Annotated in this window: 20 protein-coding genes and 1 pseudogene; 9 read left to right on the top strand and 12 right to left on the bottom strand. The window is 68.8% G+C overall.

Going from position 1 to position 26,631, the window contains the following annotated elements; genetic code table 11:
• Positions 1 to 140: 140 nt before the first annotated feature.
• On the bottom strand, positions 141 to 1,727 hold the full coding sequence (locus AB0I73_RS24175; RefSeq protein WP_363040558.1) for a methylmalonyl-CoA mutase family protein: 1,587 nt from the start codon (positions 1,725 to 1,727) through the stop codon (positions 141 to 143).
• Positions 1,728 to 1,827: 100 nt separating this feature from the next.
• On the opposite strand from AB0I73_RS24175, the gene AB0I73_RS24170 reads away from it, so the two are divergent.
• Positions 1,828 to 2,514 carry a TetR family transcriptional regulator gene (locus AB0I73_RS24170; RefSeq protein ID WP_363040556.1) on the top strand — a complete coding sequence of 229 codons (687 nt, stop codon included), beginning with the start codon at positions 1,828 to 1,830 and terminating at the stop codon, positions 2,512 to 2,514.
• A gap of 113 nt (positions 2,515 to 2,627) precedes the next feature.
• On the opposite strand, the gene AB0I73_RS24165 is transcribed toward AB0I73_RS24170, so the two are convergent.
• Positions 2,628 to 3,848, bottom strand: coding sequence for a DUF6596 domain-containing protein (locus AB0I73_RS24165; RefSeq protein ID WP_363040551.1), 1,221 nt, complete (start codon positions 3,846 to 3,848; stop codon positions 2,628 to 2,630).
• Positions 3,849 to 3,856: 8 nt separating this feature from the next.
• On the bottom strand, positions 3,857 to 4,264 hold the full coding sequence (locus AB0I73_RS24160; protein ID WP_363040549.1) for a YciI family protein: 408 nt from the start codon (positions 4,262 to 4,264) through the stop codon (positions 3,857 to 3,859).
• 236 nt (positions 4,265 to 4,500) lie between these two features.
• Here AB0I73_RS24160 and AB0I73_RS24155 point away from each other — a divergent pair, with 236 nt between their 5' ends.
• Positions 4,501 to 5,625, top strand: coding sequence for a CapA family protein (locus AB0I73_RS24155; protein ID WP_363040547.1), 1,125 nt, complete (start codon positions 4,501 to 4,503; stop codon positions 5,623 to 5,625).
• Between the two features lie 245 nt (positions 5,626 to 5,870).
• Here AB0I73_RS24155 and AB0I73_RS24150 read toward each other — a convergent pair whose 3' ends face one another.
• Together AB0I73_RS24150 and AB0I73_RS24145 are read right to left on the bottom strand one after the other, a co-directional pair.
• Positions 5,871 to 6,353, bottom strand: a complete 483-nt coding sequence (locus AB0I73_RS24150; RefSeq protein ID WP_363040545.1) for a hypothetical protein — start codon at positions 6,351 to 6,353, stop codon at positions 5,871 to 5,873.
• A gap of 453 nt (positions 6,354 to 6,806) precedes the next feature.
• Entirely contained in the window at positions 6,807 to 7,622 is an 816-nt protein-coding gene (locus AB0I73_RS24145; RefSeq protein ID WP_363040566.1) for a dienelactone hydrolase family protein, read from the bottom strand.
• Positions 7,623 to 7,727: 105 nt separating this feature from the next.
• Here AB0I73_RS24145 and AB0I73_RS24140 point away from each other — a divergent pair, with 105 nt between their 5' ends.
• Positions 7,728 to 8,723, top strand: a complete 996-nt coding sequence (locus AB0I73_RS24140) for a helix-turn-helix domain-containing protein (RefSeq protein ID WP_363040543.1) — start codon at positions 7,728 to 7,730, stop codon at positions 8,721 to 8,723.
• 225 nt (positions 8,724 to 8,948) lie between these two features.
• Here AB0I73_RS24140 and AB0I73_RS24135 read toward each other — a convergent pair whose 3' ends face one another.
• On the bottom strand, positions 8,949 to 10,247 hold the full coding sequence (locus tag AB0I73_RS24135; protein WP_363040541.1) for a hypothetical protein: 1,299 nt from the start codon (positions 10,245 to 10,247) through the stop codon (positions 8,949 to 8,951).
• A 975-nt stretch (positions 10,248 to 11,222) separates the two neighbouring features.
• Between AB0I73_RS24135 and AB0I73_RS24130 the strand changes: the two genes are divergently transcribed.
• On the top strand, positions 11,223 to 11,534 hold the full coding sequence (locus tag AB0I73_RS24130; RefSeq protein WP_363040539.1) for a hypothetical protein: 312 nt from the start codon (positions 11,223 to 11,225) through the stop codon (positions 11,532 to 11,534).
• Positions 11,535 to 11,723: 189 nt separating this feature from the next.
• Positions 11,724 to 13,595 (top strand): DNA/RNA non-specific endonuclease, encoded by a 1,872-nt coding sequence (locus tag AB0I73_RS24125; protein WP_363040537.1) that lies wholly within the window; start codon positions 11,724 to 11,726, stop codon positions 13,593 to 13,595.
• A 166-nt stretch (positions 13,596 to 13,761) separates the two neighbouring features.
• Here AB0I73_RS24125 and AB0I73_RS24120 read toward each other — a convergent pair whose 3' ends face one another.
• Positions 13,762 to 15,819, bottom strand: a complete 2,058-nt coding sequence (locus tag AB0I73_RS24120) for a trypsin-like peptidase domain-containing protein (RefSeq protein ID WP_363040536.1) — start codon at positions 15,817 to 15,819, stop codon at positions 13,762 to 13,764.
• Positions 15,820 to 16,510: 691 nt separating this feature from the next.
• On the opposite strand from AB0I73_RS24120, the gene AB0I73_RS24115 reads away from it, so the two are divergent.
• The 4 genes and pseudogenes from AB0I73_RS24115 to AB0I73_RS24100 all read left to right on the top strand — a co-directional run bounded on the left by AB0I73_RS24115 (position 16,511) and on the right by AB0I73_RS24100 (position 19,106).
• Positions 16,511 to 17,080 carry a hypothetical protein gene (locus AB0I73_RS24115; RefSeq protein WP_363040534.1) on the top strand — a complete coding sequence of 190 codons (570 nt, stop codon included), beginning with the start codon at positions 16,511 to 16,513 and terminating at the stop codon, positions 17,078 to 17,080.
• A gap of 668 nt (positions 17,081 to 17,748) precedes the next feature.
• A complete protein-coding gene (locus tag AB0I73_RS24110) occupies positions 17,749 to 18,441 on the top strand; it encodes a transglycosylase SLT domain-containing protein (protein ID WP_363040532.1) in 693 nt (230 codons plus the stop codon).
• 32 nt (positions 18,442 to 18,473) lie between these two features.
• Positions 18,474 to 18,704, top strand: a pseudogene (locus AB0I73_RS24105) (peptidoglycan-binding protein); the annotation flags it as partial.
• A 96-nt stretch (positions 18,705 to 18,800) separates the two neighbouring features.
• The gene (locus AB0I73_RS24100) at positions 18,801 to 19,106 is read left to right on the top strand and encodes a M23 family metallopeptidase (protein WP_363040564.1); all 306 of its coding nucleotides are present in this window, start codon (positions 18,801 to 18,803) and stop codon (positions 19,104 to 19,106) included.
• Between the two features lie 410 nt (positions 19,107 to 19,516).
• On the opposite strand, the gene AB0I73_RS24095 is transcribed toward AB0I73_RS24100, so the two are convergent.
• From AB0I73_RS24095 to AB0I73_RS24075, 5 genes are all read right to left on the bottom strand, one after another.
• On the bottom strand, positions 19,517 to 19,777 hold the full coding sequence (locus AB0I73_RS24095; RefSeq protein ID WP_363040530.1) for a hypothetical protein: 261 nt from the start codon (positions 19,775 to 19,777) through the stop codon (positions 19,517 to 19,519).
• Between the two features lie 228 nt (positions 19,778 to 20,005).
• Positions 20,006 to 21,058, bottom strand: coding sequence for a 2,3-diaminopropionate biosynthesis protein SbnA (gene sbnA, locus AB0I73_RS24090; RefSeq protein ID WP_363040528.1), 1,053 nt, complete (start codon positions 21,056 to 21,058; stop codon positions 20,006 to 20,008).
• A gap of 41 nt (positions 21,059 to 21,099) precedes the next feature.
• Complete coding sequence (gene sbnB / locus AB0I73_RS24085; protein WP_363040526.1) at positions 21,100 to 22,170, bottom strand: 2,3-diaminopropionate biosynthesis protein SbnB; 1,071 nt, start codon at positions 22,168 to 22,170, stop codon at positions 21,100 to 21,102.
• The gene (locus AB0I73_RS24080; RefSeq protein WP_363040524.1) at positions 22,167 to 23,174 is read right to left on the bottom strand and encodes a TauD/TfdA family dioxygenase; all 1,008 of its coding nucleotides are present in this window, start codon (positions 23,172 to 23,174) and stop codon (positions 22,167 to 22,169) included. Before AB0I73_RS24080 ends, sbnB begins: the two co-directional genes overlap by 4 nt.
• Before the next feature lie 36 nt (positions 23,175 to 23,210).
• The gene (locus AB0I73_RS24075; protein ID WP_363040522.1) at positions 23,211 to 26,501 is read right to left on the bottom strand and encodes an amino acid adenylation domain-containing protein; all 3,291 of its coding nucleotides are present in this window, start codon (positions 26,499 to 26,501) and stop codon (positions 23,211 to 23,213) included.
• Between the last annotated feature and the right edge of the window lie 130 nt (positions 26,502 to 26,631).

Here is a 26,631-nt window from a genome sequence, read left to right as displayed (position 1 = left end):
TTGGCGTGCTGTTTTTCCACGGCGCGCTGCGAGCCGGCGTGGGTGGCCTGGTGGATGCGCCGCTGCAGGTCCGCGAGCTTGCCCGCGGTCGTACGGATGTCGATGTCGTTCACTGGTTGTTCCACTCCGGGGCTCACTGGTCAGAAGGTTTCGTGGGGGACGTGCACGCCCCAGACGTCGCGCAGCGCGTGGGAGACCTCGCCGACCGTGGCGTGCCCCCGCAGGGCCTCCCGTATCGCGGGGAGCACGTTCTCGGTGCCCTGGGCGGCGGTGCGCAGGGCGTCGAGGGCGCGTTCGAGGGCGTCGTTGTCGCGGTCCTTGCGCAGGGCAATGAGGCGTTCTCGCTGGTCGAACTCGATCTGGGGGTCTACGCGCAGCGGCTCGTAGGGTTCTTCCTCGTCCAGGACGAACGTGTTGACGCCGACCACGGTGCGTTCCTTGTTGTCGATCTCCTGCGCGATCTGGTAGGCGGAGCGTTCGATCTCGGACTTCTGGAAGCCCTGCTCGATGGCCGCGACGGCACCGCCGCGGTCCTCGACGGCCTGCATCAACTCCAGGACTGCCCCCTCGATCTCGTCGGTCATCGACTCCATGAAGTAGGAACCGGCGAAGGGGTCGACGGTCTTGGTCACATCGGTTTCGTAGGCGATGACCTGCTGGGTGCGCAGGGCCAGTCGCGCTGCCTTCTGGGTGGGCAGGGCGATGGCCTCGTCGTAGGAGTTGGTGTGCAGGGACTGAGTCCCGCCCAGGACCGCTCCCAGGCCCTGCAGTGCGACCCGGACCAGATTGACTTCCGGCTGCTGGGCCGTCAGCTGCACGCCGGCGGTCTGGGTGTGGAAGCGCAGCATCTGTGACTTCGGATTCCGGGCGCCGAACTCCTCGCGCATGACGCGGGCCCAGATACGGCGGGCGGCGCGGAACTTCGCGACCTCCTCCAGCAGCGTGGTGCGGGCGACGAAGAAGAAGGACAGACGCGGAGCGAAGTCGTCGACGTCCAGGCCGGCGGCGAGCGCGGCCCGCACGTACTCCTTGGCGTTGGCGAGGGTGAATGCGATCTCCTGCGCGGGCGTGGCCCCGGCCTCGGCCATGTGGTAGCCGGAGATGGAGATCGTGTTCCAGCGCGGCAGCTCTCGGTGGCAGTAGGCGAAGATGTCGCTGATCAGCCGCAGCGACTGCTTCGGCGGGAAGATGTAGGTGCCGCGGGCGATGTACTCCTTGAGCACGTCGTTCTGGATCGTCCCGGTCAGCAGGTTGCCCGGGACTCCCTGCTCGGCGGCGACCAGCTGGTACAGCAGGAGGAGCGTCGAGGCGGGGGCGTTGATCGTCATCGACGTCGACACCTTGTCGAGCGGCAGACCCTGGAACAGCGTACGCATGTCCTGGATCGAGTCGATCGCCACACCGACCTTGCCGACCTCGCCCTGGGCGATGGCCTCGTCGGAGTCGTAGCCCATCTGGGTCGGCAGGTCGAAGGCCACGCTCAGGCCCCCGGTGCCGGCGCCGACCAGCTCGTGATAGCGCTCGTTGGACTCCTTCGCGGTGCCGAAGCCGGCGTACTGCCGCATCGTCCACGGCCGACCGGTGTACATCGACGGGTACACGCCCCGGGTGAACGGGAACCGCCCCGGCGCGCCCAACTTGGCGTCCGCGTCGAAGCCCGCCGGTGTGCCGGCGTCGTAAACCGGCTGGATCGGCAGCCCGGACTCGCTGCGTGCGAGAGAACCCACGGTGACCTCCTGTGGTACTCCATCTCTTCTGAACGGTACGCAGTACCATTCCAATGGGCAAGTGGCCACCGAAGGGCGAGACAGGGAATGATGGGTGATCATGAGCAAGCCAGCCGCGCGAATCCGGCTCTCGGAGGCCGCCTTCGCCCTGTTCGACGAGCGCGGATACGAGCAGACCACCGTCGATGACATCGCCGAACGCGCCGGTGTGGGCCGCACCACCTTCTTCCGGTACTACCCGGCGAAGGAAGACGTCATCTTCCCCGACCACGACCGGATGCTCGATCAGATCAAGGACCGCCTGGCCACCTCCAACCACGAGACCGCCCTGGCCGCCGTCTCCGACGCGGTCCGCCTGGTGCTGCTGCACTACCTCGACGAAGGCGACCTCGCCCGCCGGCGGTACCGGCTGACCAGCAAGGTCGCCGCGCTCCGCGACCGCGAGATCGCCAGTGTGGCCCGTTATCAGCGCCTGTTCCGCGAGTTCATCTCGAACTGGCTGGGGGACTCCAGCGAGTCGGCCTCCCTCAGGTCCGAGCTCATGGCCGCGTCCGTGGTCGCGGCCCACAACCACGTGCTGCGCCGATGGCTCCGGGGCGAGTCCCCCGACCCCGTCGGAGAGGTCGACGCCGCGATGCGCGAGGTGCTTGCCCTGTTCCCGGGCCCGCAGTCCCGTTCGGAGACGGACGCCGACGGCACCACCGTCGTCGCCTTCCGGAGCGGACAGGACATCGACACGTTGCTCCCCTCACTGCGACGCCTCCTCGGGGACCACTCCGAGCGGTGAACACGGCCGGCATGCCCCTTGCCCCTCGATGAGGGTGCCTGCTCACGTCGAGGCGACCGCTCTGGCCGCGGGGCCGGGCCACGGACAGCGGGAAGATCCGAAAGCGCGGCCCGTCAGGGGCACCGCCGGGTGTTGAGCCGGGCCGCCTGACGTGTCAGGTGGTCGCGCTCGGCGAGGTCGGGGGCCCTTCGGGCCGCCTCGGCGTACAGCCGGGCCGCCGTCGCCAGGTCGCCGTCACGCTCGTGGAGGTACGCCGCCACCGCGGTGTGGCGGGGCAGTGAGGCGTCCAGTTCCGCGAGCGCCGCCAGTCCGGCGCGCGGGCCGTCGGCCTCGCCGACGGCCACCGCTCGGTTGAGCCGGACGACCGGGCTGCCGGTCAGGCGCGTGAGCTCGTCGTACCACTCGACGATCTGCACCCAGTCGGTCTCCTCGGCGGTGGGTGCGTCGGCGTGGAGTGCCGCGACGGCGGCCTGGGCCTGGAACTCGCCCAGCCGGTCGCGGGCGAGGGCTGCCTGCAGGATCCCGACGCCCTCGGCGATCAATGCGGTGTCCCATCGGCCACGGTCCTGCTCGGCGAGCGGCACCAGGCTGCCGTCGGGCGCGGTCCGGGCGGCGCGCCGGGCGTGGTGGAGCAGCATGAGGGCGAGCAGCCCCGCCGCCTCGAGGTGGTCGACGGCGGCCGCGAGCTGCCGGGTGAGCCGGATGGCCTCGGCGGCGAGGTCGACGTCGCCGGAGTAGCCCTCGTTGAAGACCAGGTAGAGGACGCGCAGCACGGTCGCGACGTCGCCGGGCTGGTCGAACCTTCCCCAAGCTCTCGGCTTCTCCCCCACTCTCGACTTCGCTCGAGCGGGGGGACCCCCATGAGCAGGGGAGACCCCAACGCCGGAGACGGTGCGCTTGGCCCGGCTGATGCGCTGGGCCATGGTCGCCTCGGGCACCAGGTAGGCCTGGGTGATCTGGCGGGTCGTCAGCCCGCCGACGGCGCGCAGCGTGAGCGCGACGGCGGACGACGGCGTCAGCGACGGGTGGGCGCACAGGAAGTAGAGCCGGAGGGTGTCGTCCACCGCGGACGCGGGCCCGGGCGCCGGCTCCTCGTCGACGAGGTCCTCACGCCGGCGGCGGGCGGCGTCCGCCCGCCGCGCGTCGAGGAACCGGCGCCAGGCCACGGTGACCAGCCAGCCCTTCGCATCACGCGGAGGGTCGGCCGGCCAGACGCGGAGCGCCTCGACCAGCGCGTCCTGCACGGCGTCCTCGGCCGCCGCGAAGTCGGCTCCGCGGCGGACGAGGATCCCGAGCACGCTCGGCGTGAGGCTCCGGAGGAGGACCTCGTTCATCGAGGAGGTCACTCCGTGACGGTGGGCGGCGCGGCCAGGAACGGGCGCACCTCGAGCCACTCGTGGATCGGCTTCCCGCCCGCCCCGGGGGCGGCCGACAGTTCCCCGGCCAACTCGACGGCACGTTCGTAGGTGTCGACGTCGATGACCATCCAGCCGGCGATGAGGTCCTTGGTCTCGGCGAACGGACCGTCGGTGACCGGCGGACGCCCCTCGCCGTCGTACCGGACGAACGTCCCCTCGGGGGCGAGCGCCTGGCCGTCGATGAACTCGCCGGTCTTCTCGAGCCGGGCCGCGAAGTCGTTCATGTACTGCACGTGGGCCGAGACCTCCTGTGGCGTCCACCGGTCCATGGGCACGTCGTTGACCGGAGCCGGAGCGCCGCGGTAGTGCTTGAGCAGCAGGTACTTGGCCATCGGGTTTCTCCTCGGTACTGGTGCGCCCCATTGTGGTCGCGTTCACTGCGGGGACGTAGCCGGCCAGGGGTTCTCGACATCCGCGTCCGGTTTTTTTGGCTCCCGTGGGCGAGGCCGGGGGAGGGCCCGCCTGATGCGCGCCCCGGCCGGGCCGGGGCGTCCGTCCCGCGGCCTCGGCTCGCCGGAGCCTTGCGGAGCCCGACGCACCTCGGCAGGTACGCGTCTACCGTTGGGGTATGCGCGGCGACGTGGTGACGCTGTTCGTGTGCGGCGATGTGATGCTCGGCCGCGGCGTCGACCAGATCCTGGCCCACCCCGGCGATCCGGTGCTGCGGGAGACCTGCGTCACGGATGCCCGCACCTACGTCCGTATGGCCGAGTCGGTCAATGGACCGGTCCCGGCCCCCGTGTCCCCGTCCTGGCCGTGGGGTGAGGCGCTCCGGCTGCTGGACGGGACCGCCCCGGACGTACGGATCGTCAACCTCGAGACCTCCATCACGCGCAGTGACGCGTTCGCCCCCGGCAAGGCGGTTCACTACCGCATGCATCCGGCCAACGTGCCCGCCCTCACGGTGGCCCGGCCCGACGTCTGCGTCCTGGCCAACAACCATGTGCTGGACTTCGGCCGGTCGGGCCTGACGGAGACGCTGGAGACGCTCGACCGCTCGGGCCTGCGGGTGGCGGGCGCCGGGCAAAGTGCCGACGAGGCGCACCGGCCGGCGGCCGTCCCGGTCGGAACCGGCGGTCGTGTCCTTGTCCTCGCGCTGGGGGCGAGCTCCAGCGGTGTCCCGTCCGGCTGGGCGGCGACCGCGGCCCGCTCCGGCGTCGCCCATCTCCCCGACCTGTCGGTCGGCACGGCCACCGCGGTGGTGGAGCGCATACAGCGGGTGAAACGTGCGGGCGACACCGTGGTCGTGTCCGTGCACTGGGGCTCCAACTGGGGCTACCACGTCCCCCGCGAGCAGATCCGTTTCGCGCACGCCCTGGTGGACGGCGGCGTCGCCCTCGTCCACGGGCACTCCTCGCACCACCCCCGCCCCATCGAGGTGTACCGGCAGAGGCTGGTGCTGTACGGCTGCGGCGACTTCATCGACGACTACGAGGGCATCAGCGGGTACGAGGAGTACCGGGACGACCTCCGACTCGCCTACTTCGTCACGGTGGCGGCGGACACCGGCCGGTTCCTGAGCCTGCGCATGATGCCCCTGCGTTCCCGGCGTATGCGGCTGGAGCCCGCCTCGCACCAGGACGCCGCCTGGATGCACGCGACCCTCGACCGTGTCAGTGCTCCCGTGCACCCGGTCCTCGAACCGGACGGCACACTCTCACTGGAACCGCACCGTCAACGCCCGGCATGCTGACGTCCCGCCTCTCGGCCTCCCCGTCGCCGCACCGCTCGCGCAGGCGGGGCCGGCCGTGAAGCGGCCGGCCCCGCCGGTCGGGCCTAGACGCAGTCGGCGATCACCGCGACCTCGTGTGCCTGGATCTCGCCCGGGGACGGGCGGAACTCGTAACCGCCCGTCCCGATGTACGAAATCCCCGCGTGAGAGGTTCTCCCACGGTCAGGCTACGAGTTTCTGGACGACCGAATGAACGCCGGGCTATTTCAGACGCACAACCGTGTGTATCCGATCGCGGGATTGGCTGACTGATGGAAGTACTGGTTGCCCTCCGGATCGGAAATGCTCGCCCCGAACAACACGCAGTGCTTGCCGTCGGACTCCCACGCCGTATCGCGGGACGGGCCGATCGAGTACAGCCTCGGGCCGGACGCCGAATTACTCTGGTTGGCCGTCCCGGACGACCCCACCGTGGCAACACTCATCTCCGTCGCCACGCCGACCCACTGGGACTTCACCGCGAAACCACAGAACGAGCGCGTGTACGCGTTGTACTGCACGTACACGGTTCCCGCCGGCAGGGTGCTGTCGGAACGCACAATGGGCTCCGCGTGGACGTATGCGTAACCCGCGCCGCACACATCACCCACCGTGCTCGGTGCCAGTGGTGCGGCCGCCGCCGGCGCCGCAGCGACGCCGAGTGCGAGTGCTCCCAGGGCGACGCAACTCCATAACCGTCGAATATTCATTTCTCTCCCCCTCTTCGGACGACATGTGATCAGAGCCTGTGGCTCCGGTGAGGAGTTTACCGGGGGTCGACACGCGAAATGGGGAGCCGCGGAATGGGCTGCATCACATTCCATTCCCGCGAACCGTTCTCGAACTGCACCGCCCCGGATAATTCAATGGGTTCCGTCACCACAATCCGACTTTTCTGTATGTGGATGTACGGGATGTGCCGCGGTGAGCGATGGACGGCAGGTGCCGCCGACCCCGCAGTGCGGCTTCGGCGCAGTCGGCTGACGGGGCGCTTGATGGTTCGTCGTGCCGGATGAGGTCTGACCCGAAGCGGCACGGGCACCGGGAACGAGGTTCCGGGCCCGCTGGAACGTCTCGCCCAGGTCCCGCACCCGAGTGATCCGCGCGGGGTGCGGCAGGCGGCGTGATCGGCCCGAGCAGCTCCGGCGAACCGGTGACCGGGCTCATTCCGGCTGTGTGCCGAGCCGCTCGGCCAGGAAAGTGATGATTTCGTTCCGAGCCTGCAGGGTGGGGTGACCGTCCTGGTCGACGAGGTGAGCCGTGACGACGCTGTGGGCGCAACCGACGACATCACGGAAGAAGGGCGGGGGGTTCGTGTTCGCCGTCTCGGCTTTGAGCACGCGGCCGTCGAACGCTTCCCCGAGCAGCGCTCGGTAAGCGGCGAACCGCCGACCGGTGCACCAGGTGTCGTTGTCGAAGCGGTAGGCGAGGACCTTCAGTCCGTCGCGCGCCACACGTTCAGCGACGGCGGCTGCGTCCGCGTCGCTGATCTCCAGACCCCCGGGGTCGTCGAGCGGAAGCGAGGGATGGTTGACCACTGGTGCGATGACGGACGGTTCCAGCGCCATGGTCAGGGCGAAGTTGCCGGTGAAACACAGACCGACGGCGCCGACGCCGGGCCCGCCGCGCTCGGTGTGCGCCAGGCGAGCGAGGCCGCGCAGCCATGTGACGACGGGGCTGGTGCCACCACCGGCAAACGCTCGGAACTCGGCGCTGACGCACGCGCGTCGAACAACCGTCTCGCCCGTCCCGGCGAGCGGATAGGCACCGTCGACGCCGAAAAGAGAGGGCAGGTACACGGAGAAGCCGGCATCTCGCACCCAACGCGCGAACCGCGCGACGTCGGGGCTGATACCCGGCATCTCGGGCATGAGGACGACCGCCGGTCCTGACCCGGCTACGTACACGGTCTTGTCGACGCCGTCGACGCCGACGACTCTCCGTGAGAAGTCGTCCAAGGGGTCGTTCTGTCCTTGCATGATGGTCATGACCTAGATGGTGATGAGTGGCCGTCCTCCTGAGAAGCGGCGGCATCGCCACACATCCCGGTGATATCGCCATCCGTTCAAGACAGGAGGGGCCGCATGAGTCCGCTGCGAGTCGGTGTGCTGGCCTACCCCGGCTGCTTCGCGTCGGAGGTGTTCGGAGTCCCCGACCTCCTGGCCATGGCAACTCACGTCGCCGCGGCGCAAGGGGCGCTTCAGCCCGCCTACGAGGCGTCGGTCGTCTCGCCCCGGCGGCGGGTGGTCGCGTCCGGCGGCTCGGCCCTCGACGTCTCGGCGATTCGCCCGGTGGACGTCCTGATCGTGCCGGGCTTCGAGCTCTCGCCCACGCTCGACCTCGACGCGACACTCGCACGCCTGGGGCCGGAAGTGGCGTCGATCCGATCGCAGGCGGCTTCCGGGACCGCTGTCGTATCGATCTGCGTGGGCGCCTTCCTGGTCGCTGAAGCCGGGCTGCTCGGCGGGCGTGAAGCGACCACGTCCTGGTTGTTCGCGGATCGGTTCGCCGACCGGTACGCCGACGTGCGCCTCCGCCCGGAGAGGTTGGTCGTGACCGACCGAGGGGTGACGACCACAGCGGCCTTCAGCGCCATGTACGACTTCGCGTTGCAGTTCATCCGCGAGCACGACGGCCCCCACGTCGCCCGTAGCACCGCGCGTATCGCTCTTGTCGACGACGCGCGTTCCACGCAGGCTCCCTATGTCGATCCGGGGCTCGTCCCCACGGTGGGCAGAGAGTTCTCGCTCAGCGTCAAGCGGTGGCTCGACCAGAACCTCAGCGCTCGCTACGACCTGGCCGCCCTCGCCCGGGAGTTCCACGTCAGCACGAGAACCATGCTCCGGCGCTTCGGCGACGAAGCCGACGAGACGCCACTCGCGTACCTGCAGACGGCCCGGGTGCGTCGAGCCACCCACCTGCTGGAGACGACGGACAGGACCGTCGCCAGCATCGCCGCCGACGTCGGGTACCGCGATCCCGGGTCGTTCAGCGGCATCTTCGCCAGACACACGGGCCGGAGCCCGAGGGAGTACCGCGCGGTATTCCGTCGTCGTTGCGACCCTCGACCGTCAACCTGACGAACGGAGGATGAGTGCGGGATCTCCCGCGCGGGCGAACGGTGCTGCGAGCCAGGTGACACCACCTCCAGGTCATCGCTTCGACGTTCGACAGGGGCGACAGCCGTGCCGACCCCGGAAACGAGGAGCCCCGTTCCGGCAGCTCGAGGCTGCTCGGGCGTGGTGGGGCGCCTTCCAGGTCGGCCGGAGACTTCGGGCGGGGTGGTTGATGCTCCGCCGCGCCGCTCACAGGGGGCCCGGGCCTGCCTGGTGCGCTCCCGAAAACCCGACGGAACCGACCCAGGCCGTGGATCCGGTGACGGCAAGGTGGTACTCCGCTGTCGTCTGCTCCTCGTCCCAGGTCGAGTTCAGGGTGACGCGCGCTGTCAGCTTTGCTCCTGCGGGTACCTTGATCTGGAGCCAGTTGACATACCGGCTCGCCCTCGACTCGGCCACCACGTTGCCGGCACCGTCGAGAAGTTCCACCGTGTAGAGGTCGGCGATCTCCTGCGGCGGCTTCCAGCTCGCAGGCAGATGGAAGACGTTGCGAATCAGGATGTCCTCGGTGTCGACGGCCGCTCCGTTCGGGAAGACCGTCAGGGCGGGATAGGCACCGCACGGGTTGAAACCGTAGGCGTTGAACATGCAGGACAAGTCGGCGAAGCCCCGGTCCGGTACCACCGTGACCGTGACGAACTGATCCTCGGCCGACGTCATGGTGTACTCGGTCGGCCGACCGGGCGTCGTGACGTCGGTGGCCGTGAACGATGTGTCGAGAGCGACATCGGGGGCGTGGGCGCGGCCGCGGGGGTACGTCTCGACGAGTTCGTACATGCGCCGCCGGCCGCTGCCCCAGGGTGCCGCACCTTCGACCTCGGTGACCAGCTTCCCGTTGTCGTAGTAGCGGCCGTCGGCCGGATCGAGGAGGACGCCCATGGGCCCGCGGGGCCCGAGCGGACCGAGCGGGCCGTAGACGCCCAGGGGGCCGGCGGGCCCGAGAGGTCCGTACACACCGCCGGCCTGGAGTTGCCCGGAGATTTCGTTGACCGCGGGCAGGTTCTCGCAGTAGGCCTCCTGGCCGACCGGACCGGTCGGGCCGAGCGGTCCGCTCTCACTCAGGACCGGTTGAGCGAGGATGCCCCATGTGTCGAGCAGCGATGCGAAGAACGGGTGGTGCCGCAGGTAATCGAGTTGCGTCTCCCAGTACGCACTCGCCTCTCCGAGGGGTCCGTACCGGCCGAGTGGCCCCCAGGGCCCGAGCGGCCCCAGGTGTCCCAGCGGTCCGACGGGACGCAACAGCGCTTCTCCGGGCTCGCCGTCCGCGTACGCGGCAGGGTCGATCCGTGGCTGAATCGATGTCATCAGCGGTTCGGCACGGTCGTCCGCGTCACTGTCCATGGTCAGTTGCCGCTCCACGGTGGTCGCGCTGGTCCACGTCCAGTCGGGCATGGCGGACGCCCCGTCGACGACGCAGGGCCGCTCGTCCGGTGCTTCTGCGGATGCCGGCTGAGCCGCTCCCAGCAGCATGCCGAGGCTGCTCAGCACGACAAGGGTCCGACGCCGCCGATTGAAGACCACTGATTCCCCCTGTGGGTCAACTCACTTCGAGTGCACACATATGCAGTGCAGGATCGATGGTGACACGCTGCGGTTGCCGGGCAGTGACCGACCCACTGCTCGGCTTCGTCGTGGCGCGCCACAAGCCGCCGAAGGCGAATGTGAACCGAGGACACTGCCGTCGCCCCCAAGCTCTCGGCTTCTCCCCCGAGTTCTCGGCTCCGCTCGAACAGGGGGGACCCCCACGAGCAGGGGACACCCCCCATGACGCCGCTCCTTGACGGGCAAACGCTGCCTGCCGATGGCCATTGGAGACCGCTGCGCGAGTCGCGTTCCTCACCGCACAACCATGATCGACCGTCATGAATCCGATGTCTTGCCGTCAACCGTGAACGAGTTGGTCAGTAGTCGGTCACCGGGGCAATGGGCCCGATCACCGGGACCGAAGGTCACCCTGTTTCCGGACCCGGCTCAGTGGGGCTTTACCGCTGTGCCCGTCCCGTCGGCGTCGTGGCATGAAGTTGCCGTGCGATGAGGGTGCGAGGAGACTGGCAGAGAGAGGGGGTGTTCCTCAGCTGCGGGTCCAGGGCCATGTCGTCACCGGCCGGGGCTTCCGCACCGATGTGAAGAGGCGAGAGCGATGTCACGTCAGTACTACCAACGTGGCCATCTCGTCGAGGCTGAAGAACTCGACGATGTCATCGCAATCAAGATGGGCGCGGCTCCCCGGGACAGAGTTCACGAAAGAGACGGATCTGGGAAGCAGCGCTCGTGGGGAGATACGCGAAGCCGGCATCGACGACGAGACGACCGAAGCCTTCGCCCGAGCGAACTGGATGTTCGTCAGGCCGAACCAACGGACCCGCGAAGTCTTCACCACAGGCGACGAGATTCCCCGGTGCGGAGGCGGCCGGCAAGGTCATTCGGTGGCCCGATGGCAGGATCGGTACCGCGACCGACGCGTTGACCGTCCGGTTGGAGCCGGCACTGTCGGAGAACAAGGCCGAGCGCGAGACAGCCGGTTTGAGCATCGTCGACTACGGGGTCGAGGCGGCGTACGGTCTGTACCCCACCTCGGGGACGAGTGACGGCTACGCGTACAGCCGACACCTCACCGACCCGGCCGCCACGAAGGTGTTCGGCTGCACGATCGAGTGCGGTGACACGTTCCAACCGGTGTCGGGCGAAGCCGAACAGGCCATCCGGGAGGTCTCGGCAGCGTTGCCGGCACTCGCGCTCGACGCTCCCGAGGTCACGGACAGCTCGGTGGAGTGAGTGCGGACGGCGGGACCGGCTCTGAGCCCGAAGCACGTAGCGAACGCTGCCGCCCTCGTACGCAGAGCGTGAACAACGACTGCTTGCCGTAGTCGAAAGTGGTTGTCCGAGGAGCCGCTGCCGGCCGCCGACCGGACCGTGGGCGTGCCTCACACACGCCGCCTCCTTTGGTGAAGGGATGAGCCTGCCATGGCCACCAAGACCAAGAAGAAGAGCACTTCGTCGGCCAAGAAGCCGGCTTCCTCCGAGGGAGAGCTGATCACCTCGCTGCGTCGTTACATCCGTACCCGTGGACCTGAGCTGCTCGAGGATCCGAACATCAGCTCCGTGGGCATCGGCCGCAAGCTCACCGGCGGGCGGCGCGGCAGGCAGGTCGCGCTGCAGTTCACGGTGGACAGCAAGGTCGAGCCGGAGGTGCTGGAGACGCTGGGCACCACACCGATACCCGAGACGATCACGGTGGACGGTACCGGAGTGCCCACCGACGTCATCGAGCGCAGCTACACACCTCGGTTCCGAAGGGTCGCCGAGACCAAGGGCCCGTTGCGCAAGACCCGTCCGGACCCGATCGAGCCCGGGGTGAGTGCCGGGTCGGTGACGGTCTCGGCGGGTGCGATCGGCTGCATCGTGTACGACAGGACCGACGGCACCCCCTGTGTGCTGAGCAACTGGCACGTGCTGCAGGACCCTCGCGGCGAACTGGGTGTGGAGATCGTCCAGCCCGGCCCGCACGACGACAACCGCATCCACCGCAATCGCCTGGGCACGCTCAAGAGGTCCCACTTGGGCGTGGCCGGTGACTGTGCGATCGCCACCATCGAGGATCGCGCCCTCATCCAGGAGATCTTCGAACTGGGCGTGGCCCCCAGGGAACTGGGAGAGCCGGAACTCGACGACAAGGTCATCACCAGCGGACGGACCACCGGCGTCACCCACGGCATCGTCCGCCGCATCGACACCCTCGCCAAGCTCGACTACGGCGGTCAGGTCGGAAACAAGGTCATCGGCTGCTTCGAAATAGGCCCTGACCCCGACCATCCGCCCGAGACCGGGGAGACCAGCAGCGGTGATGACTCCAGTGCGGTGTGGCTCTTCGAACGAGGCGGCCGCCCCGGCACGGTCATGGCCGGGCTGCACTTCGGCGGTGAAGCCGCGGGCGACCCGGACGAGCACGCGCTGGCATGCCTGTCGACCTCGGTGTTCGAGAGGCTCGAGATCAGCCTGACCCCGCCGGCCCCGGAAGACCTCCGGACCATCGCCGGATACGCCCCGGACTTCCTCGACGAGCGGATCGACGTCCCACAGCTGGACGCGGACCTCACCCGCGACGCGGTCCGCCTCAACGGTTCCGAGGTGGTCTCCTACACGCACTTCTCGCTCGCCCTGAGCAAGAAACGGCGCTTCCCCTTCTGGGTGGGCTGGAACATCAACGGTGGCACCTTGAAGAAGCTCAGCCGCAACGGCATCCCGTTCGTCAAGGACCCGAGGCTGCCCGCCACCGCACAGGTGGGCAACGAACTGTACGAGAACAACCGGCTCGACCGCGGGCACATAGCCCGCCGCGCCGATCTGCTGTGGGGCAGCCTGCCGGAAGCCGAGAAGGCCAACACCGACTCGTTCTTCTACACCAACATCACTCCGCAGATGGACGACTTCAACCAGAGCTCCAAGAACGGGTTGTGGGGCGAACTGGAGGACGCCGTCTTCGCCGACACGGAGGTCGACGACCTCAAGGTCAGTGTGTTCGGGGGACCGGTGTTCCAGGAGGACGACCGTACCTTCCGCGGGGTGAAGATCCCCCGCGAGTTCTGGAAAGTCATCGCCTTCACCCAGCACGGCAAGCTGAAGACCAAGGGGTTCCTGCTCACCCAGAACCTCGATCAGCTCGAATCCCTGGAACTCGATGAGTTCCGCGTCTTCCAGGTCACCCTCGGCGAGCTCGAGAACCGCACCCGGCTCAGCTTCTCGGCCGCCCTGCACAAGGGTGACACCCTTCAGGTACTTGAAGCTGTCGCCGACCGGACCCCCTTGGAGACCCTGGCCGATATCCAGTGGGATTGATCGTACGACCGGCTCGCTCGGCGCGGAAGACGGAGACGGCGGGGATCTGAGGTCTGAGCGGGTACTTCGGCGGTTTTCCGTTCAGACTCTCGGACTCCGCCATGGTCAACGCATCCCTCTTGGCTGCAACGTTCGCGTTGCACACGTGCGATCGACCCACCGTCGCTCAGTCGGCGAGGTGACTGCCGATCGATCGGGCGACGTCGGCGTGAGCGAGATACTCCGTGATGCTGTGGGCCCGGTCGCGGGCATTGACGACGGCGAGGTCGGTCAGGCCGTCCGCCCAGTCGTCGGCCAGGGGGCATCCGATGGCCACCGCGTCGGTCGGGCACCATGCGTTGAGCCAGTCCGCCACCTTCTCCGGGCTTTTCGGCCCGCCGGACAGGAGCCGGTTGTACACGCTGTCCATCCCGAGGGGGCTGCCCACCGTGGTCAGGTGGACGACCTCCACCCCGGGAGACAGCCGAGTGATGAGGTCCATGCCGACGACCGTGCCCAGGCTGTGGCTGACGAGGACCACCTCACCCGCGGTCGGCACGGTCTCGAGCACGCAGCCCAGGACCTCCTCGCGGATCCGTCGGTCGTCGAGGTACGCGGCCACGTCGCGGAAGACGAGGGAGATGGCCCATGTGTCGAGATCGCTTCTGGCTGCCAGCCAGTCCAGATACCGCCACACGGCGCCGACCGCGGGGTCCAGGTTCAGCCCCTCGGTGGCTTGCTGCGTCTCGGGCGGCACGTACCACTTGGCGGCCGCCTCGCCGATGATCTCCTCGTACACCGCGCGGGTGGTGGGGGAGCCGGGCGCGACGGCCGTCGGCGCCTCGGTGGCCAAGGGAACGGACTCCTGTGTTCCGAGGGCCCGCACCAGACGGTCCCCGTAGAACGGGAACCAGATGTCCGCCGGATCGACTGTCGCCAGCCCGGCCCGGACGAGCCCTTGGTTGAGCCCCGCGGCCCATTCGCGGCGCAGTGCCTCGGGGTCCTTGCCCTGCTGGGCGCGACCGTGCAGGAAGACCAGATGCCGCCTGCCGCCGAACGCGCTGTCCCGGGCGCGCAGGCCCGTTGCACGCGAGGGGACCGCTTCGGCGGACGCCCGTCCGACGGGAGCGGAAGGGTCGGCCGGTCCGGCGACGGCACCCGTGGTCGCGGAGGCCGGTCCGGCCACGGCGCCGGTGGTACCGACGGCCGTCAGGGAACCGCCCAGCCCCGCCTCCGGCCCCATGCCGGCCAGCAGTGCCCGCTGCCCGGCGCTGAGCGGCAGCGACGCGAGATGCTTCAGGATGGAACTGATACGCACCCCCTCGTTGGACACCCAGTCGATGGTGTCGTCGCCGTCGCCGGGTTGCCGGACCTGGCCGTCGCGGCGCAGGAGGCGGCCCTGTTCATCGCTCCTGGGCACGCCGCTGTGGTGGAGGGCGATGACCTCCCACTGGTCGTTGAAAACCGGGGAGCCCGAGTTCCCGGGCTCGGTGTCCGTGCGGTAGTGGAGAAAGTCGTCCAAGCGCACCTGCAGGGCGTTCTCGCGTACGGCGATCTCTTTCAGGCGTCCCATCGGGTGGCCGATGATGTTGACCGGCTCGCCGATCACCAGCTTGCCCGGCTGGGCGCTGAGCCGGTGCCAGCCGAAGGCCTCACCCGGTGGCCTCCGGTCGGGACCAGGGGCGACCAGGACCAGGGCGAAATCGAGACGCTTGTCCGCCGTGAAGAACCCGTCCGGGGCGAACTCCAGCCGTGTCGGCGGCTGCGGGGTGTTGTCAACGGTGACCTGGGCGTCGAACTCCACGAAGCAGTGCCGAGCGGCATCTGCGTCGGGGAGGACATGATGATTGGTCATCAGCAGGCCGGGCGACACCAGGAAACCGGTGCCGATCGGCAACTCGCGACCGTTCTCCCGCGCCGAGATCCGGGCGATGCTGCGTGCGGCCCGGGCACCGCGCGGCAGGAAACTCCATGCCTGCAGTTCCTTGGACACACCGAGAATCCGCTCGAACGCGGCGGACGGCGCCAGTGGTTCGGCGCGGACCGCTTCCACCACCATGGCAGTCGGCACGGCCTGCCGGTCGAGCAGACGGGCCGCCCGCACCGCCAGTGCTTCCGGCGAATCGGGGAAGCTGACCCCGGCCTCCTGCTGTCGCTCGACCTCTCGGCGCTGCTCGCTGGTCTCGTCGTACCGGGCGGCGGCGGCCGCTGCCTGGTGTTCCCGCTCATCACGGGACCTGTCCATGACTTCCATGACCTTCACCGTCCCTCGAGGGCGCGGAACTGCACGAAGGAGTTCACCGACCCGGTGGGAAAGGCACCCGGACCGTCCGGCGTTCGCCCCGACGCAGGGCGCTGTGGGGCACGCGATCGCGGGCTTGTCTCCGTGTTCCTCTGAAAGCCCCTGATGTGCTTCGACGGGGCAGCGAGGCCGTGCCGGTTCCGCGCGGCTGTCGGGGCGACCACCACTCACGGGCGACCGGCAGACGCCGAGGCCGGCCGCGTCGCACCCCCGCTCATCTCCATGGTGCGCCTCATGAGGAACCACGGCGACCCGTGGCCGTCGGCCGAAAGCCGACCGCAGGCCGACGTGTCCTCCGGCCCGAGCGGTGAGGACGGCTGATGGCGCGACTGCGGCCCGACTGGCCTCGAGAACTGACGTGCCCTCGGCTCCCGGAACGAGGGCACGGTGCGGCAGACCGGAGGCACACGGGCGGCGACGGTGGCACGTGTGCATGTATCTCGGTCGAGGCCCCGCGCACCGTGCCGTCGCTCCAACGGCTTTCCACGCTCGCGGCAGTGCGGATCACTCGCTTGAGTCGCCTTGGGACCCAGAGCCGGAGGTTCCGGCTCGTCATGCGTTCGACGCACGTGCACCCGTACTTTCCCCGTCGGTACGAGTGCGGGAGAACAAGCGGAACGTGTAAGGACACGCCATGCGTGACAACGCATGGCCCGTCTTCAAAACCAGCGGACATCTGTGGCCCCACCACGCCGACGCGGATCCCCGTGCAGTCCCCGTCGCCACGCTCGTCCTGGCCGAGGAGGAACTGCCGGGAGCGCAGAACCCGCCCGGCCCGGGCGCCGACACACCGCCCGCCTTCCCGCTGCCGCCAGGTCTCCCTCCCGTTGTCCCTCCGGTGGTCCCGCCGCTGCGGCCCTGCAACCCGGACTTCCGGGACGGCTGCTACGAAGTGACCACCCGGCCCCACCCGAGCGTCTTCCAGTCCAGGACCGGCACACTGTGCGTCGACCGGACCGCGCTTGCTTCGGGGCCCGGCGGGGCCATCAGCACGTCCCTGGGCGGACCCGTCACCGTCTCCTGGAAGCTGACCCAGCCCTCCGGCGTCGAACTGCTGGTCCCCGACGACACTCGCCTGGAGGCCGACTGCCGGGTCTTCTGGAGCTCCGACGGCTCCCCCCTCGAACGGCCCGGCCAACACACGGTCACCGTCACGACCGCCGGGACCGCCGGTGGCGTGCCGGTCGGCGGCACCGGCAGCTGAGGCAACCGGGCCGACCGCCCCACGACCGACGAGGAGAACCGCGACGCCGCCCTGGTCATGCACCCCGAGGTCGGCAAGTGGGTCGTCCCCGGCGGCAACGCTCCCCATCTGGAGGAAGCCGTCAGCCGCCTGCGCACGCTGGACGACGCCGCGGGCCGGTGCTCCCGGGTGGCGGACGCCTTCAGCCGGACTCGAACTGGTACCGCGGCCCGAGGAGAGCCGAGCCGGGCAGCGGTCACGGCACGCTCATCGCCCGGGTCCCTCGACTGGCGTGGAGTCCGTGACAGCAGGAGGGGAGCCGGTCGTCATGGCGGGGAAGCCTTGCAAAGGCTGACGGCGGACCGTGCGCTTCGGCAACGGTGCCGGCAGAGCATCCGACGGCGTTCCCGAGAGGGAACGAGTGCCGGGCCGTCCTCACATGGGGCTGGCCGTACAGCAAAGTATCCACAGTCCGAGGGCATTGACGGACTGATCGTCCGAGAACCCGGGTGCCCGCATGGTGCCGGGTTTGCGTGCGGCCCCCATCGGGCGCAAGGTGGAACCAGAGGGGACTGTGGCGGTGAGCGGCACACGGCCCCTGGGAAGGTGCGCAACTGCCAGGCAGGTGCGCTGCCGTGCCGACCGGCAGGCCTCACTCCTTACCGGCCTCCACTGCTCGAGGAGGCACGATGGTTGCTCTCTCCAACGTGCGGTTCGGCAAGCGCAACGATGAGGTCAAGGCCACTCAGACGGCGCTCATCGCAGTCGGAATGGACATCCCTGCGGGCGCCACCGGATTCTTCGGCGAGCAGACGAGAGCGGCCTACGCGGCGTGGCAGCGCATGCTGGGACTCACCGGTTCGGCTGCCGACGGATTCCCCGGCTGCTCCTCCCTGACCGAACTCGGTGCCAGATGTGGGTTCGTCGTGGACTGCCACCACCTCGGGGCCATCACCAAGAGTTCCGTGCGTTTCTCGAAGAACTTGGGAGTGGCCGTCGGGGAGGCCACGGCCCGTACATTTGCCGAGCAGGCGTGCGACAGGACCGGTGCACCGAGGAGCTGGGTCACGGGGGTCGGCAACGGAGCGAACCTGCTGACCCTCATGTCCCGCGAGTCGTCCTACCAGCCGAACGCGGTGAACCGGGACGACGTCAACGCAACAGGTCCGGTGCAGCCGGACGGTGCCAAGCTCAACTGCTCACGCGGCTACACCCAGGTGATTCCCGTGACGTTCGCCGAGAACCACCAGGCGGGCACATCCGACCGCATCTACGACCCGGTGGCGAACATCGCCGCAGCAATCAACTGCATCTGGCGCCGGTACGGTGACGTCTCGCGCGTTCAACAGGCGAATCCGCATCGTGAACCGGCTCCTTACTGAAAGGAGGGAGGGCCGCCATGCCTGCGCTGGCGCCATTCCCAGGTACGGGATTCTTCCACAAGGGACAACGCAGTCCCGTGATCGCCTCGATGGGCAAACGCCTGGTGGCGGAAGGGTGCGGGAAGTACCGGACAGGTCCTGGTCCCGAGTGGACCGATGTCGATCGACAGTCGTTCGCCGCCTGGCAGCGCAAGATCGGTTTCGAGGGGGACGACGCCGACGGCATTCCGGGCAAGACCTCCTGGGACCGGCTCCGCGTCCCGACGGCGCCGCCCCCGACTCCCGGCGCCCGTGCCGCATCTCCCGTAACGGGGCACCATGTCACGACCCCTTACCGGAAAAAGGGCCCTCACTGGAGCCTGGGCTACCACACCGGCGCGGACTACGCCGCCCCGCAGGGCACGCCATGTGTCGCGGTGCGCAGCGGTTCCGTAGCCCGTAGCGGACATGACCGCAGTTTCGGCGACTTCCTCGTGCTGCGCGTCGGAGGGTTCGACTTCTGGTACTGCCACCTCTCCGAGCAGACGGTGAAAGGGGGTCCGGTCATGGCCGGACAGAAGATCGGAGAAGTCGGCTCCACCGGAAATGCCACCGGCCCCCATCTCCACTTCGAGAAGCGCCCGGCCGGTGGCGGTTTCGGATCCGACGTGCCCCCCGACTGGTAGCCGTCAAGTGGCCGCCCGGCTCGGAATCAGCGAGGGGCGGCGCCAAGGCCGCTCGAATCGTCGAGTGGTTCGTCAAGCAGGGGTACTGCTTCAGCAAGGGCGGCTGCAACGATCTCGCGCGGAACGGTACCGAGACGGGTTTCTTCGGCGAGGCGTCCGTGCCCTCACCGCCTTGACGGGGACCGGGCAGAACTGAGACGGAGGCCCGGCCGCGGCTCCGGTACAGAGGGCGACCACGGTCAGGTGCGTTTCGAGCCGGGCCCGGGCCGCTGAGGCCGACTCCGTCGGGCGGGCCCCGCTCGTCTGCCCGACGGAGACGGTGCCGTGCAGGAGCAAGACCTCCCGCGGATCGACGCCATGGGGACGCCGACGGCGTAGGTGGGCGAAGGCGAGCAGAGCTCGTCAACCCGTCAGCAGTTCTCGCTGATCACCTGCTCGAGGGTGTCGAGAGACAACTCGTCCTGCTTGAGCTGCGCCGCCAGGCTCTCCACCCTCTGTTCGAGGGCTGCAATCGCCTTCTGGTCCGGGTCCGGCTGCCCCCTGAGGTGGCCGATTTCGCTTCGGAGGCGGAAGATCTCGTCTCTGCGGCGTTTGATGTCTCGGCGGGCGCTCTCCGCCGCGCGGCGCATCATGGCACAGGGCCTTTCGGTCCTCACAGCCTCGGCTGCCATCTCAGAACTCCTTGCTTTTTCGGCATTTCTATCCGGAAGGTATGGCCCGCAGAACACGGAAAGGGGCCCATTTCGGTGGGACCGCTGATTCAGGACCGCCCCGCCCAGCGTGTGCCCTGCCGCAGGTAATGACAGCGTCGGGCACGTGCTTGGCGTCGACGCCGTCATCTGGAGCAGTTCACCGGCGGGCAGAACCCACGTTCTCGGTCCTGGTGCTGACGGTGTTCGTCACCGCCGCCGGCGCCGCTTTGCGGGCGGATCTGGTGGGCGGTTCCCCTGGAGCGTGGGCACGGGGTCGGCCGCCCAGGGACCGGCTGCCGTTTCATCGGAGTCGAGCATCTCCTCGCCGTAAAGATCGTGCAGCCAATTGGATTGGTAAATGGTGTCGAGATAACGCTCGCCGAGATCGGGGGCGATGGCCACCGCGGTGAGGCCACGCGTGTCATGGGTGTCCAGCCAGCGCATCGCGCCGCTGACGACCGTGCCGGTGGAACCGCCGAAGAGGAATCCGCGTTTGGCCAGGCGATGGCACGCACGGATGGTGTCCGTCTCCTCGACGCGTATCACCTCGTCCACGTAGGACTCGTCGAGCAGCGGCGGAGGCACGCTCATGCCGAGCCCGGGAATCATGCGGCGGCCCGGCGCACCACCGAAGGTCACCGAACCGACGCTGTCCACCGCCACGATCCGTACCGGCCGGTGCCACTGGCGGAAATAGCGTGCGCAGCCCATCAGGGTTCCGGTGGTGCCGGCGCCGACGAACAGGACGTCCAGGTGCGGGAAGTGCCGGGCGATCTCCGGCGCCGTCTTGCGGTAGTGCGCCTTCCAGTTGCCCGGATTGGTGTACTGACTGAGCCACACATACCGGTCATCGGCATCGCACAGCGCACGGACGTAGTCGAGCCGCGCACTCAGAAAACTGCTTTTGGCGTCCAGGCTGGCGATGGTGTGCACCTGGCTGCCCAATGCCTCCATCAGAAGTCTGGTCGACAGGTTGCAGCGGGAGTCCGTCACGCACAGGAACCGGTAGCCCTTGCTCGCCGCGATCATGCTCAGCGCTACGCCGAGGTTGCCGGACGAGGACTCGACCAGGATCGACTCCGGTGTGAGGTCCCCGTCTCGCTCGGCGGCCTCCACCATCTCGGTCGCGGCCTTCAGCTTGATCGAGCCGGCGAAGTTGAAGCCCTCGCACTTCAGGAGCAGGGGGCGCCCGAAAAGGGGCTCGAGGTCGACATAGAGCTGGGACTCGTTGAAGGCATGGGGAGCGGATATGACGGGCACGACGGCCTCCTCCTCATCTGCGGCAGGGCGCTCCCGGACGGCTATCCGTAACGGCGCAGTTCGTGGAAGAAGTCGTCGATGACGTGCAGCTCTCCGGAGCGGACCAGTTCGTCGTAGACGTACTTGCCGACCGCGAGGTCGAGCACCCCGAGGCCGAAGGGCGAGAACACCACCGGTCGGCCCGTCGGCACTGTCACCCGACCGGCCATCACGTCGTCCAACGTGCCCTGCAAGAAGTCCCGGTTGCCCGTGAGCTGCTCGGCCAGATGCGGCGAGGTGCCGGCCTTCAGGCAGTGCTCGACGTCATCCACGATGTTGGTCGAGGCGAGAACGACCTCCGGTGCGAGGTCGCGCAGCGACACATGCAGGACCACAGGATTGTGCGAGAACCACGTAGGGTCGCTGACGTGCGGCTCACCGGCGACGGTGGCGAAGACCACCAGGTCGCTGCCACGGATCAGCTCCTCGGCGCTGTGGTGCACCGTGATCCGGCCTGTGGTGCCCGACTGCTCGAGGCAGCGGCAAAACCCTGCCGCGCTGTCGGCGGACAGGTCGTGTATGCCTGTCTCGTCGAACGACCAGCCGTTGCCGACCAGGAACGTGTGGATGTAGCGGGCGATCAGGCCCGTCCCGAAGAACCCGACGCGCGTGGGCCGTGGCCGGTCCCGGCTGAGCCGATCCGCGGCCAGCACCGCGGACGCGGCCGTCCTGGTGGCGCTGATGATGGAACTCTCCAGGCAGGCGAACGGGTAACCGGTGTCCTGGTCGTTGAGGATCAGCACGGCGGACGCCCTCGGGATGCCGGCCTGTACGTTCTCCGGGAAACTGGAGATCCACTTCACGCCGTCCACCCGTACGTGCCCGCCGATCGAGGCCGGCAGCGCGATGATCCGGGAGGTCGGACGGTCGGGGAACCGCAGGAAGTACGACGGCGGGTTCACCGAGTCACCGGCGCCGTGCAGCCGGTAGGCGACCTCGGCCAACTCGACGATCTGCTTCTCGCGCCCCTCCAGCACCTGCTGGACCTGGGCACCGGAGATCACCGCGAAGGGCCGCACGGTGTGCGGTTCGCCTGTTGCGGACGCCGTCACGGCGGCGGGGACGCTGGTCATCGGGCGGTCACCTCGAAGGTCGGCGAGCAGTCGGACATCCGCACCGGGTCGGCCATCGCGACGAGCACGTCGCGCGGTCCCTCGAAGGGCTCCCGGCTGTGCGCGGTGCGCAGGTTGTCGACGATCATCAGGTCGCCGGCCTGCCACGGCTCGCGTGCGGTGTGGGCCTCGTAGACCTTGTTGAGCAGTTGCACCACGTCCTCGCCGATCGGGTCGCCGCTTCCGAAACGGGTGTTGAACGGCAGCCCGTCGGCGCCGTAGACCTCCACGAGGTACTCGCGGACCTCGGGGGCCAACGTCCACTCGTTGAGGAACGCGACCTGGTTGAACCAGCAGCGCCGCCCGGTGACCGGATGGCGCACCACGGCGCTGCGGCGCTGTCTGGTGTGCAGGGTCCCGTCGGACTGCCATTCGAACTCGATGGCGTTGGCGCGGCAGTAACTCTCGACAGCACCCCGCTCGTCGGTGCCGAACGCCTCGTTGAGGGAGGACCCGATCTCGTCGTTGTAGCTGCGGGTGAGCAGCCAGCCCTCCCGCTCGAACCGCTCGGTCAACGCGGTGGGCAGTTCCTCGAGCACGGTCGCCGCGTCGGCCACTCCGGTCGCCCCGCCCTGTTGGGGCGCGGTGAGGCAGGCGAACAGCATCAGGCCGGGGAACTCCAGCGTGTAACTCTGTTCATGGTGCATGCACATCGGCTGGTTCGACGGCCACTGTGCCGAGGAGTACACGCCGTCGGCATAGGTCCGCCGGGGTGCGAAGGCCTCCCTCTCGGCCATCAGCCTGGTGCTCAGCCGCTCGAAGACGGCACTGGCCCCGGCCACATCAGGCAGCCCGAGGCCGCGGATCAGGACGCAGCCGTGCTCGGCGACGACGGCGCGCAGCGCCTCTCGGTGCTCGGCTGCCCAGCGCGTCGCGTCGCTGGTGATCTCGGCCCGCAGTATCGGAGGCCGGCCGGGTTGGAGTTCGACCTCGTCGAGCAGCGACGCCGGGGATATGGAGGACATCCTGATTTCCTTTCAGTGTGCAGCTGTGTGTGCCGCTCAGGAAGCAGGCAGTAGTTCGACGGCGCGCAGCACGGCCTGCGCTGCCTCGGACGGACGGCTGCGCAGGAAGTAGTGGCCGCCCTCGGCGATTTCCTGCAGGTCGATGTGGACCGCGAGGAGCTCCCAGTCACGGTGGCGTTGCGGGTGATCGGCCGTGATCGGGTCGTCGGCGGCGACGACCACGGTGACCGGCACGGACAGCTTCACCGCCGGGGGAGTATCGAGGAGATCTGCGAAATAGCGGTGTGCGGACACGCAGTCGTGCCGGTAGGCCGCACCGATGTGCTCGGCGCGCTGCGCATCCAGCTCATGGAGCTCGGCGTAGCTGCTGTCCGCACTCAGCTTCGCGGCGATCTCGGCGTCGCTCAGCCCGGTCAGCTCGGTGACTGCGTCGCGCCGGTCAGCGGCATTGCCGAGCAACTGCGCGCCGATGAAGACCCGTTGAACATCCACCCCGTGCTCGTCCAACTGCCTGGCCGTCTCCACGGCGAAAGCCGCGCCAGACGAGTGCCCCCACAACAGGACTCCGCGCAGGCCGCATTCGGTGATCTCGGCGACAACCTGAGCAACCACGTCCGCCATCGACGCGAAAGGCTCGCTCTCGGCAGCCACGTCGTGACCGGGCAGCTCAACGGCGTAGACCGCGATCCCACTGCCCAGCAGGGCCTTGGCCATCGGCTGGAAGTTCACCGCGTTGCCGCCGGCGTAGGGGAAGCACACCAGGGCACCAGTCGGAGCACCGTCCGGTTCGCACAGCGACTGAAGCAGCCCGGAACGCCGATCGGACCTGTCGTCGACCAGCGCGGCCAGATCGGCGAGGACCGGATGCCGGGTCACGTCCTTGAGTGACACCGTACGGTCCAGAGCGATCACCAGCTGTACGGCTGACAGCGATGTGCCGCCTCGGTCGAAGAAATGGGTCCGTCGATCGATCTGAGCCCGCGGGATGCCGAGCACCTCCGCCCAAGCGGCCGCCAACCGCTGCTCGGTCGGCGTTTCCGGCAGGTGGGAGCCTCCTTCGCCGTCCTCGACGACGTCCGGTTCTTCCACGAGTGCTGCCAGGGCCCTCTTGTCGGTCTTGCCGTTGGCGGTCAGCGGCAGTCTTTCCCGCCAGTGGAAGGCCGACGGCACCATGTACTCCGGCAGCGACTCACCCAGCCGGTCCCGCAGGTCCTCGACGGGGAGCGACGTCGGGCCGGAGTAGAAGGCCACGAGGTGCTTGCTCCGGTCGGGTGGCTCGGCGACCACCACCGCACCGTCGCGGACGCCGGGGACCCGCAGCAGGGTGTTCTCGATCTCGCCGATCTCGATCCTGAAGCCGCGGATCTTGATCTGGGTGTCACGACGTCCGAGGAACTCCAGCTTGCCCTCGGGCAGCCAGCGGCCGTGGTCGCCACTGCGATAGAGCCGGGCTCCCTCGCGGTGCGGATCGGGCATGAAAGCCTGCTTGGTGCGGTCGGGGTCGTTGACGTACCCACGGCCGACACAGACGCCGGAGAAGACGATCTCGCCGGGGGCGCCGAGCGGTACCGGTGACAGCTGTTCGTCGACGACGTAGACGTGCACATTGCTGACGGGGGGACCGAGCGGGACCCGTTCGCGGTCCGGTACCCGGTCCAGGACCTCGTGGTTGGTGTCGTCGCAGGTCTCGGTCAAGCCGTAGGCGTTGACCAGCTTGATGCCGGGCTCGGCCGCGAACCAGCGCTGCGTGAGCTCCTTCTTCAACGCCTCACCGGTGACGGACACGTACCGCAGGTCGGGCAGCTCGCGCGGGTGCTGCTCCAGATACGTCAGGACGACTTCGAGGTACGACGGCACGACCTGGAGCACGGCGACCCGGCCGCGGGCGATCCTGTCGACGAACCGCTGGACGTCCAGGATCACCTCCTGCTCGACCAACAGGGTCCGCCCACCCACCAGGAGGGCGGACAACAGTTGCCACAGCGAGATGTCGAAGCACTGTGGGGCGGTCTGGGCGACCACCTGTCCCTCGCCGACGTCGAGCTCCAGGTCCTCGATCTTGGCGTAGAGGTGGTTGAGCATGCCCGCGTGCTCGCACATCGCGCCCTTGGGCTCTCCGGTGGAGCCGGAGGTGAAGTAGATGTAGGCGAGTTGGTCCGGCGCGACGGCGATGCCCAGGTCGTCGTCACGACCGCCCTCGTCGTACGCCGTGCCGGTGAAGAGCTTCTGGACTCCTGGTAGCGAGTCCAGGGCCTGGTCGAGCGAGTCGGTGCTCGTGGGCTCGGTGAGCACGAGCCCGCATTCGGCGCGGGAGAGCATGGCCGCGATGCGATCGGCCGGGAAGCGTGGATCGACGGGCAGGTACACGCCCCCGGCCTTGAAGACCGCGAGGACGGAGGCCATCCAGTTCAGGTTTCTCTCGGTCACCACCGCGACGACGCCTTCGCGTCTCAGCCCCCGCGCCAACAGGGCTCGTCCCAGCTGGTTGGCACGTGCGTTGAGCTCCCGGTAGGTCCACTCCCGGTCGCCGTGCACGGCGGCGACGGCCTTCGGGTGCAGCCTCACCCGCTGTTCGAACAGCTCGTGCATCCGGGCGTCCGGCAGGGCACGGCGCGGTCCGGACAGCCCTTCGAGCTGGAACCGGAGCTCCTCGTCGGAGAGCAGGCGCTGCCGCGCGTGCTCGGCATCCGGATCCGCTGCGATGAGCGCGAGCGCGGTGAGGTGGTAACCGACGATCCTGGCGGCGTGATCCGCGTCGAGTACGTCGGTCCGGTACCGCAGTCGCAGCGTGGGCCGGCCCCTGCGTTCCGAGAACGCCGTCCACAGCACGGTGTCTTCGGAGAGATCGCCGACAACCTCCGTCGGACAGGGACTGAGGGCCGGATTCGGATCGAGGACGGTCTCGATCGGCGGTTCGGCGAGGTCCAGCTCGCGTCTGAGTTCGTCGACCGGAAAGTCCTTGTGCGCCAGCAGTTCCGACGCGACGCGGTGGGTGTCGACCAGTAGCGCCCGCCATGATGCCGGCGCGGTCGTCAGCCGGCAGGGCAACGGTGGGCCGCCCTCCTCCACGACGTAGCCGGTCGTGACCTCGTGCTCGCCTGACAGTGCGGCGAGTACCTTGGCGTGCGCGGCCAGCATCACGGAGCCGAGAGGCATCGTGAGATCCTCCGCCAACCGGCGCAAGGCGTTCATGACGTCGTCCGAAATCGTGGCCTCGTGCTCGTCGACCCCCGGCACCGGCCGGAGCGTCCACCGAGGGATCGTGGTGGATCCGCCGGTGACGAGCACACCGCGCCAGAATTCCCGGTCCGCCACTCGCGTTGCCATCGATCAGTCCCTCTCCACTTGCCGTGGCCACCATGTCTGTCGCCGCCGACCAGGCCGGCTCCTTTGTCTTCGTCGCTGTCGGCGGACCGCCCGGCCGGACCGCCCGGCCGGTCGAGCCGACTTGCTCAAG

The organism is Streptomyces sp. NPDC050388 (genome assembly GCF_040655635.1).
Classification (GTDB): domain Bacteria; phylum Actinomycetota; class Actinomycetes; order Streptomycetales; family Streptomycetaceae; genus Streptomyces.
The sequence above is the reverse complement of the archived record's forward strand: the minus strand, read 5'-3'. Positions and strand labels throughout refer to the sequence as shown.

Excerpts from the sequence above, each read along its gene's own strand:
- AB0I73_RS24120 (WP_363040536.1), bottom strand. The coding sequence starts at position 15,819 with ATGGACAGGTCCCGTGATGAGCGGGAACACCAGGCAGCGGCCGCCGCC.
- AB0I73_RS24115 (WP_363040534.1), top strand. The coding sequence starts at position 16,511 with ATGCGTGACAACGCATGGCCCGTCTTCAAAACCAGCGGACATCTGTGG.
- AB0I73_RS24110 (WP_363040532.1), top strand. The coding sequence starts at position 17,749 with ATGGTTGCTCTCTCCAACGTGCGGTTCGGCAAGCGCAACGATGAGGTC.
- AB0I73_RS24160 (WP_363040549.1), bottom strand. The coding sequence starts at position 4,264 with ATGGCCAAGTACCTGCTGCTCAAGCACTACCGCGGCGCTCCGGCTCCG.
- AB0I73_RS24145 (WP_363040566.1), bottom strand. The coding sequence starts at position 7,622 with ATGCAAGGACAGAACGACCCCTTGGACGACTTCTCACGGAGAGTCGTC.
- AB0I73_RS24150 (WP_363040545.1), bottom strand. The coding sequence starts at position 6,353 with ATGAATATTCGACGGTTATGGAGTTGCGTCGCCCTGGGAGCACTCGCA.
- AB0I73_RS24155 (WP_363040547.1), top strand. The coding sequence starts at position 4,501 with ATGCGCGGCGACGTGGTGACGCTGTTCGTGTGCGGCGATGTGATGCTC.
- AB0I73_RS24075 (WP_363040522.1), bottom strand. The coding sequence starts at position 26,501 with ATGGCAACGCGAGTGGCGGACCGGGAATTCTGGCGCGGTGTGCTCGTC.
- AB0I73_RS24125 (WP_363040537.1), top strand. The coding sequence starts at position 11,724 with ATGGCCACCAAGACCAAGAAGAAGAGCACTTCGTCGGCCAAGAAGCCG.
- AB0I73_RS24165 (WP_363040551.1), bottom strand. The coding sequence starts at position 3,848 with ATGAACGAGGTCCTCCTCCGGAGCCTCACGCCGAGCGTGCTCGGGATC.
- AB0I73_RS24095 (WP_363040530.1), bottom strand. The coding sequence starts at position 19,777 with ATGGCAGCCGAGGCTGTGAGGACCGAAAGGCCCTGTGCCATGATGCGC.
- AB0I73_RS24140 (WP_363040543.1), top strand. The coding sequence starts at position 7,728 with ATGAGTCCGCTGCGAGTCGGTGTGCTGGCCTACCCCGGCTGCTTCGCG.
- AB0I73_RS24080 (WP_363040524.1), bottom strand. The coding sequence starts at position 23,174 with ATGTCCTCCATATCCCCGGCGTCGCTGCTCGACGAGGTCGAACTCCAA.
- AB0I73_RS24170 (WP_363040556.1), top strand. The coding sequence starts at position 1,828 with ATGAGCAAGCCAGCCGCGCGAATCCGGCTCTCGGAGGCCGCCTTCGCC.
- sbnB (WP_363040526.1), bottom strand. The coding sequence starts at position 22,170 with ATGACCAGCGTCCCCGCCGCCGTGACGGCGTCCGCAACAGGCGAACCG.